Below are 7,302 nucleotides of genomic sequence, written 5' to 3'. Positions count from 1 at the left end.
CCCAAAGCCGCATCGCCGACCAGCTCGGCATCTCCCAGATGCACGTCTCCCGCCTCATCAGCCGCAGCTGCGCCCGCGTCCGCGCCGAAGCGATGCGCGGGTGACCCGTCCACCGCAGTCCGCCGGCCCTACCGCCGTACCCGTCCCGATCCGAGGAGACCGACCCATGCTCATGCCCCACCCCGCGACCCTGCGCAGACTCGTCAAGGAGTACGAAGCACTCCTCGTGACCGAGACACTCGTCGACGACGCCTCGGTGGGCACCCGCCTGCAGGACCTGGCCTACACCCTCTGCGTGTCCACCGGGACCCGGGAGCTCACGGACGCCCTGCGCGTGGCGCACGACTACCTCGACCGCACCATGGACAGCGCCGACGGAGCGGGCGCCACGCCCGCCGCGGGCCCGGCACGGACCATTCTCAGCCGCCAGGTGTCCCGCACACCGGCCCGCAGCGTGCTGCCCCAGGCCTGACGGACGACGCCCGGCGACACCCTCGTCCCGGTCCCGGCCCGACGCGACGGGCCGGGACCGGCCGCGCTCAGGCATCGGCGTCGGCCCGGGCACAGGACGGTGGCGTCGTCCGCGAGGTGGCCCGCACAGGCGGCCGTGAGGGTCCGCACGACTTCCCCAGGCGTTCGGCCACGCCCTCCTGCCGGAGTGCGCGGTCCGCCTGAACGACGCCTCTCATGCCTGCCCCCTTCGCCTCGGGACGCGGACTCAGGAAGGGCCGCTCATGCCGGTGATCATGTCGGTGACCTCGGGGATGCCGCCGCGGGCCAGTGCCTGCCGTTGCCGGTCCGCGCCGGTGCCCAGCTGGAGCAGGCGATGCACCAGGGCCCTGACCTCCCGCGAGTCTCCCGCCTCCTCCAGGGCCGGACCGACGTGGCGCATCAGTCGGCAGACCACGTCCCCGGCGCGTCGCCGTTCGCCCTCCGGGTCGATCAGGTCCTCGGAGAGTCCGTGCCGGGCGGCCTGCCACATCGCCCCTTCCAGCAGTTCCGGGTCCGGCTGCGGTCGGGGCACGTCCTCGGCGACGTCCCAGATCGCGCGCTGCACGAGGGCCCGCACCACCCCGGCGAACAGGACGGCCTCGTCGGTGCCCAGCTGGACGTCGAAGCAGCGGATCTCCAGGGTGGGATAGTGCTCGGACAGTCTGGCCTGCCAGTAGAGCTGCCCGGTGTCGGCGATGACACCGGCGGCCAGCAGGCGTTGCACCCGCCGGTCGTAGTCGGTGTCGTCGGCGAAGTACGGGGGCACGCCGCTGACCGGCCACCGGTCGTAGATCAGGGTGCGCCAGGTGGCGAAGCCGGTGTCCTCGCCCTCCCACAGCGGGGAGTTGGCCGACATCGCGGTCAGTACGGGCAGCCAGGGCCGGATCCGGTCGAGGACCTGCACGCCGGTGGGCCGGTCGGGTACGGCGGCGTGGATGTGCATGCCGTTGACGAGTTGTTCGGCTACCAGCTGTGGAGCCTGCCGCTGCATGGCCCGGTAGCGGGGGGAGTCGGTGACCGGGACGGACCGGGTGTGCGACGGGGGCGTGCCACTGGCCAGCACGCGGCAGCCGAGTGCTTCCGCCGCCGCGGTGACGGCGTGCCGCAGCCGCAGCAGGTGACCGCCGACCTCGTCGAGCGTGCCGCAGACGGGGGTGACCGCTTCCACCTGGGCCTGGGACAGCTCCGGATGGAGTTCCTGAGCGGCCACGAAGGGCTTCAGTCCGGCCGCCGAGCGCACCTTGTCCCCCTGCGGCGCGGGCCGGCCGGTGACCGCGTCGATCAGCAGGTACTCCTCTTCGACACCCAGGGTGATCACGTCGGTGCGCCTTCCGTCTCACGGCCTCTCGGCCGTGCCCGCCGCCCGCGGGGACCGGAGCGGCTTGCGGGGACCAAGTGACCGTGAGCGCCACGGAGCAAACGTGGTCGAAGCGAGGCATGGAGCGGTCCCTCCTCGGTACATCGAAGGCAGGTATCACCGGCGAGCGAAGGAGGTTCGGAAATGAGCGACGAGAACATGGCGGACGACGTCTACCAGCCCGTCGGCGGCAACGAGGAACAGGAGGACGCGGCCCCGCTGGACCTCCAGGACGCGATCGACGAACGTACCTACGACGACGTCCTCGACGAGGGTTACTCGCCGCCCGAGAAGCCCCTGGGCGTGACCCGGAAGGGCACGACGGCGGCCGAGCAGCACGAGGGCGAGTCGCTCGACGAGCGGCTGCGCCAGGAGGTACCGGACGTGACGGCATCCGAGGACGACGGTGTCGGGGACCTGCCCGGGGGTGACGGCGAGCCCCGTGATCCCGAGGTGGGCGACCGCCGCGCCGGGCGGCTGGTGGCGCCGGACGAGGGCGCACACCCGGACAGGACCGCGGAGGCGGTCGCCGAGGACATGGGAGTGGACGGCGGCGCGGCGGGCGCCGAGGAGGCCGCGGTCCACGTCGTCCCCGAGGAGTTCCTGCCGCCCACCGTCTCCGAGGACTGAGGCCAACGCGGCCCGGAGGGTCGAGGCCGGCGCCGACTCGGACGGCCGCGGCCAGGGTCGGCCCCGAAGAGCTGAGGCCCTGAGCGAGCGGGGAAGGCGGAGACCGGAACCCGCCGCGAAGACCGGGGCCGTGACTCCACCACGGAAGCCGGAGCCAGCCCGGAAAGTCCGGGTCGGGCCCCGCCTCGCAGACCGAGGCCGGGGCCCGACCCGAGGGGCCGAGGCAGGACGCGAAGCGGAGAGCCGAGGTCGGGGCCCGGGTGGGGCTCAGGGGCGTGCCACGACCCGGAGTACGCGGACCGAGGGGTCGGACGCGTCGGGGATGAGGACGCCGTGTTCCGCACCGGTGCGCAGGTAGTCGACGACCTCCTCGGTGATCACCTCGCCGGGCGTGACCGCCGGCACCCCCGGCGGGTAGGGGCTGATCGTCTCGGCGGCGATGCGGACCGTGGCCCGTTCGACGGTGACGGTCGTGCCGGTGGCCTGGGCCACGCCCGCGGCGCAGGTGCCCAGCGCTGCTCGGCCAGCGCGTCCAGCTCCGTGGTGGTCGCCGCGCGGAGACCGAACAGGCCCTCCGCGTAGGCGGGGACGAGGTTCGTGGCCGTGCCGCCCTGCGTCACGATGCCCTGGATGTGGGAGGCCTTCGGCAGCCGGCGGCCGAGAGCGGACAGCACGTTGAACAACTCGACGAGAGCCGCCAGGGCGTCGATGCCCTCCGTGGGGTTGCCCGTGGGGTGGGCGGGCCGCCCGTGGAAGCCGACGCGGTACTGCTCCTGGGCCGTGAGGGGTGCCCGGACCCAGTCGTACACGCCCGGGTGGAACATCAGGGCGGCGTCGACGTCGTCGAACACGCCGGCCTCGGCCTCCAGGGCCTTCCCGCCGCCGCCTTCCTCGGCCGGGGTGCCCACGGCCAGCACCGAACCGTCTTCGCCCGGCAGCGCGGCGCGGGCGGCGAGCGCGGCGCCCAGGCCGGCGGCGGCGATCAGGTTGTGGCCGCAGGCATGGCCCAGGCCGGGCAGGGCGTCGTACTCCAGCAGCAGGGCCACCGTCGGGCGGCTCTCCCCCGCGCGGGCCACGAACGCCGTGGGCATGCCCGCGGCACCCGGCTGTACCCGGAAGCCCGCGCGGTGCAGTTCTCCGCTCAGCACTGCGGCGGCGCGCCGCTCGGCGAAGGCGAGCTCCGGGTCGGCGTGCAGCGTCGTCGCGATCCGCCACACGTCCTCGGCGCGGTCGGTGACTTCCTCGTGAATACGCCGGTACACGGAGTCAGGTGTCCGGGACACGTGTCTCCCCTGTCTGCGGGACGGGTTCGCCCGCGCCTTCGCCGACGCTGTCGGAGTTCCGGGTTTCGCCGTACGGGCGGACGACACCCCGGCCTCACAGCCAGCCGTTGCGGCGGAAGGCCCGGTACAGCCAGCCCGCGCCGAGGGCCATCACGGCCAGCGCGCACGGGTAGCCGTAGCGCCAGTCCAGCTCGGGCATGTGGGCGAAGTTCATGCCGTAGATCCCGGCGATCAGGGTGGGGACGGCGAAGATGGCCGCCCAGGCGCTGATCCGCCGCATGTCGTCGTTCTGCCAGGTGCTCACCGTCGCGAGGTGTGCGTCGAGGACCGACGTCAGCAGGTCGTCGAGTGCGCGCACTTCGGTGTCGGTGCGGGTGAGGTGGTCGGCGACGTCGCGGAAGTAGGGCACGAGCTCGCGGGGCCGTCCGTCACCGGCCTCGGTCAGCGGCTGCACGACGGGGACCAGGGGCTGGACCGCGTCACGGAACTCCACGACCTCCCGTTTCAGCGAGTAGATCCGCTCGGTCAGGTCCTGGCGGGCCGGTGAGAACACGCACCGTTTCAGCTCGGTCAGGTCCGACCGCACCTGGGCGGCCGCCTCGGCGTAGGCGTCGACGACGACGTCCACCACCGCGTGCAGGATGCCGGCCGGCCCGAGCCTGGCCATGTCCGGCTGGTCGGCGAGCCGGCGGGCGGCGTCCGCGGTGGGGTCGCTCGCGCCGTGGCGGACGGTCAGCGCGAAGGACGGGCCGAGGAAGATCATCACTTCGCCGGTCTCCACGTCGGCGGTCCGCTCGACGAACCACAGCGTCTTCAGGGCGACCGCGAGCACGTCGCCGTAGCGCTCCTGCTTCGGGCGTTGGTGGGCCTGGATCGCGTCCTCGACGGCGAGCGGGTGCAGGTTCAGGTGTTTGCCGAGCCGCTCGAGTTCCTCCTGGGAGGGGTCGGTCACCCGGATCCAGGCGAACTCGTCCGGCGTCAGTGCGGCCAGGCGGTCCGCCGTCGCCGCGCATCCCGCGTCCGCCTGGTCGCAGTCGATCCGCTCGCAGGCGCCCGTCCGTTTCTGGTAGATCTCACACTCCATGCCTTCCTGGGTGCTTCCGTGAGCGCGTTCCATGCCTCCGTGCTCCGATTCCGGTACCGCTCGGGCGTAGCCGGGGCGCGGAGGGGTTACCCGGTGCGTATGCAGAGGCTTCGTGTTCCATGGCGCAAGGCACACCCGGACAGCGGCGAGGACCCGGGACGTGGGATACCGACGCCCGAGGAGGCGGGGCCCGGACCCGACGTCGAACGGCGCGCGCCGGACACGCCGGCGAAACTCCCGAAGCGGGCCTGGGGCGCCGTCCTCAAGGGGGCCCTGCGCGAGTTCAAGGACGACGAGCTGACCGATCGGGCGGCGGCCCTGACGTACTACGGGGTGCTGTCGCTGTTCCCTGCCCTGCTGGTGCTGGTCTCCCTGCTGGGCATCGCCGGCCGGTCGACCACCTCCGCGGTGCTCGACAACGTGCGGCAGCTGGCGCCGGGCCCGGCCCGGGACATCATCACCCGTGCCGTGGAGCAGTTGCAGGGCAAGGCCGGTGCCGGGTCGGTCATGGCGGTCGTGGGCCTGGTCCTGGCGCTCTGGTCGGCCTCCGGCTACGTGGCCGCGTTCATCCGCGCCGCGAACACGGTCTACGACATGCCGGAGGGCCGTCCGTTGTGGAAGATCCTCCCCCTGCGCGTGCTGCTCACCTTCGTCCTCATGGTGATGGCGGTGGCCAGCGGCCTGATCGTGGTCTTCACCGGCGGGATCGCCCGTCAGGCCGGCACCGCTCTCGGCATCGGGGACGGCGCGCTGACGGTGTGGTCGATCGCCAAGTGGCCGGTCCTCGTCCTGCTGGTCACCGTGATGATCGCGGTGCTGTACTGGGCCAGCCCCAATGCGAAGGTCAAGGGGTTCCGGTGGATCACGCCGGGCAGTTTCGTCGCTCTGCTGCTCTGGCTGGTCGCCTCCGGGGGTTTCGCGTTCTACGTCGCCGGTTTCGCCTCCTACAACAAGACCTACGGCACCATGGCGGGCGTCGTCGTGTTCCTCGTGTGGCTGTGGCTCACCAACCTGGCCGTGCTGCTGGGGCTGGAGTTCGATGCCGAGACCGCGCGCCAACGGGCCGTCGCGGGCGGCCTGCCGCCGGAGGCGGAGCCGTACACCGAGCCCCGCTCGACCCGGACGTGGGACGAGGAGGACGTCCGCAGGCTGGACGAGGCCTGATCCTGTCCTGAACCCCTGGTCCCGGTCGCTGTCCTGAACCCGGTCGTTCGGGGTACTCGCGCGTTCGTCGGACCGCCGGGCGTGCGTGCCGGGCGGGCAGCAACGGACAGGGACGGGAGGTGAGCGCCGTGTCGGGCACGCAGCCGCACCATGCGGCAACGGGCCGGAGCACGGACCGCTTCGACCAGGAGCCGGTGAGCGAGCCGGTGAGTGAACTGGTCCAGCGGGCCTCGCAGCAGCTGACGGAGCTGGTACGCGGGGAAATGAGGCTCGCGCAGGCCGAGATGAAGGAGAAGGGCAAGCGCTACGGCAAGGGGGGCGGCCTGTTCGGCGGCGCCGGTGTGGTGGGCTTCCTGACCCTCCAGGCACTGGTGGCCAGTGTGATCGCCGCACTGTCGGTGGCGCTGCCGGTGTGGGCGGCGGGGCTGATCGTCACGGCGGTCCTCGGTGTGATCGCCGCGGTACTGGCCAGAAGCGGGAAGAAGCAGGTCGGGCGGGCCGCACCGGCCAAGCCCGAGCAGACCGTCGAGAACGTGAAGGCCGATGTGGCCGTGATCAAGGAGAGTGCACACCGATGACCCAGCCGCCGCACGACGAACCCACCGCCGCCGGCCCCGAGGAACTGCGGGAACAGGTCGAACAGACCCGCGCCGAACTCGGGGAGACGGTCCAGGCCCTGGCGGCGAAGACCGATGTCAGGGCCCGGGCGCGGCAGAAGGGCGCCGAGGTCAGGGAACAGGCTGCCGTGAAGGGCGGGCAGCTGAAGGAGCAGGCGGCCGTGCGGGCCGGGGAACTGAGGGCGAAGGCCGCCGACGTGGCCCACCAGACCCAGGAGCGGCTGCCCGACCCCATCCGGGACAGGGCCGCACAGGGGGCCCGGCTGGCCCAGGACAACCGCAAGGTGCTGCTGACGGTGGCGGGCGCCGCCGCCCTGGTGTGGATGGCCTGCCGCCGGATGAAGGGGTGAGCGGGGTGAGGGTGTCGAAGATCGCTTACAAGCCGGTGGGGCTGGCTCTCGGTCTCCTCGGCGGCCTGGCCGCCGGAGCGCTGTTCAAACAGACGTGGAAGGTGCTCGGTCACGACGAGGACGCTCCGGACGCCACGGACGAGGACCGGTCGTGGCGCGAGGTGCTGCTCGCCGCAGCGCTCCAAGGCGCGATCTTCTCGGTGGTGAAGGCGGCCGTGGACCGCGCGGGAGCCACCGGCGTACGCAGCCTGACCGGGAGCTGGCCCGGCTGACGGGCCGCCCCGGAGCACCGCGGTCGTGGGGGTGCCGGCCCGGCCGGGCCGGC

At 72.8% G+C, this 7,302-nt stretch carries 9 protein-coding genes and 1 pseudogene; 7 read left to right on the top strand and 3 right to left on the bottom strand.

What is annotated here, in order from left to right; all coding sequences use genetic code 11:
* Together AB0958_RS43945 and AB0958_RS43940 are read left to right on the top strand one after the other, a co-directional pair.
* On the top strand, positions 1-104 hold a 104-nt coding region (locus AB0958_RS43945; protein WP_358987934.1), incomplete at its 5' end, for a sigma factor-like helix-turn-helix DNA-binding protein.
* Positions 105-166: 62 nt separating this feature from the next.
* Entirely contained in the window at positions 167-472 is a 306-nt protein-coding gene (locus tag AB0958_RS43940) for a DUF5133 domain-containing protein (protein WP_366896092.1), read from the top strand.
* A 246-nt stretch (positions 473-718) separates the two neighbouring features.
* On the opposite strand, the gene AB0958_RS43935 is transcribed toward AB0958_RS43940, so the two are convergent.
* Positions 719-1,810 (bottom strand): glutamate--cysteine ligase, encoded by a 1,092-nt coding sequence (locus tag AB0958_RS43935; RefSeq protein WP_366896091.1) that lies wholly within the window; start codon positions 1,808-1,810, stop codon positions 719-721.
* Between the two features lie 183 nt (positions 1,811-1,993).
* Between AB0958_RS43935 and AB0958_RS43930 the strand changes: the two genes are divergently transcribed.
* Positions 1,994-2,479, top strand: coding sequence for a DUF5709 domain-containing protein (locus AB0958_RS43930; RefSeq protein ID WP_366896090.1), 486 nt, complete (start codon positions 1,994-1,996; stop codon positions 2,477-2,479).
* Positions 2,480-2,746: 267 nt separating this feature from the next.
* Here AB0958_RS43930 and AB0958_RS43925 read toward each other — a convergent pair.
* Both AB0958_RS43925 and AB0958_RS43920 read right to left on the bottom strand, forming a co-directional pair.
* Positions 2,747-3,762 (bottom strand): annotated as a pseudogene (locus AB0958_RS43925) (amidohydrolase).
* Between the two features lie 94 nt (positions 3,763-3,856).
* Positions 3,857-4,846, bottom strand: coding sequence for a magnesium and cobalt transport protein CorA (locus tag AB0958_RS43920; RefSeq protein ID WP_366896089.1), 990 nt, complete (start codon positions 4,844-4,846; stop codon positions 3,857-3,859).
* 99 nt (positions 4,847-4,945) lie between these two features.
* Between AB0958_RS43920 and AB0958_RS43915 the strand changes: the two genes are divergently transcribed.
* The 4 genes from AB0958_RS43915 (at position 4,946) to AB0958_RS43900 (ending at position 7,249) form a co-directional block, all read left to right on the top strand.
* Positions 4,946-6,010: a YihY/virulence factor BrkB family protein gene (locus AB0958_RS43915; RefSeq protein ID WP_366896088.1), complete on the top strand. Its 1,065-nt coding sequence runs from the start codon at positions 4,946-4,948 to the stop codon at positions 6,008-6,010.
* Between the two features lie 206 nt (positions 6,011-6,216).
* Positions 6,217-6,588: a phage holin family protein gene (locus tag AB0958_RS43910; protein ID WP_366896093.1), complete on the top strand. Its 372-nt coding sequence runs from the start codon at positions 6,217-6,219 to the stop codon at positions 6,586-6,588.
* A complete protein-coding gene (locus AB0958_RS43905; RefSeq protein WP_366896087.1) occupies positions 6,585-6,977 on the top strand; it encodes a DUF3618 domain-containing protein in 393 nt (130 codons plus the stop codon). The genes AB0958_RS43910 and AB0958_RS43905 overlap by 4 nt, the downstream gene beginning before the upstream one ends.
* 5 nt (positions 6,978-6,982) lie before the next feature.
* Complete coding sequence (locus AB0958_RS43900) at positions 6,983-7,249, top strand: DUF4235 domain-containing protein (RefSeq protein ID WP_366896086.1); 267 nt, start codon at positions 6,983-6,985, stop codon at positions 7,247-7,249.
* Positions 7,250-7,302 lie beyond the last annotated feature (53 nt).

Source organism: Streptomyces sp. NPDC006655, assembly GCF_040703965.1.
GTDB lineage: Bacteria > Actinomycetota > Actinomycetes > Streptomycetales > Streptomycetaceae > Streptomyces.
This window is presented reverse-complemented; position numbering and strand designations above follow the sequence as displayed.

Excerpts from the sequence above, each read along its gene's own strand:
- AB0958_RS43940 (WP_366896092.1), top strand. The coding sequence starts at position 167 with ATGCTCATGCCCCACCCCGCGACCCTGCGCAGACTCGTCAAGGAGTAC.
- AB0958_RS43930 (WP_366896090.1), top strand. The coding sequence starts at position 1,994 with ATGAGCGACGAGAACATGGCGGACGACGTCTACCAGCCCGTCGGCGGC.
- AB0958_RS43920 (WP_366896089.1), bottom strand. The coding sequence starts at position 4,846 with ATGGAGTGTGAGATCTACCAGAAACGGACGGGCGCCTGCGAGCGGATC.
- AB0958_RS43915 (WP_366896088.1), top strand. The coding sequence starts at position 4,946 with ATGCAGAGGCTTCGTGTTCCATGGCGCAAGGCACACCCGGACAGCGGC.
- AB0958_RS43905 (WP_366896087.1), top strand. The coding sequence starts at position 6,585 with ATGACCCAGCCGCCGCACGACGAACCCACCGCCGCCGGCCCCGAGGAA.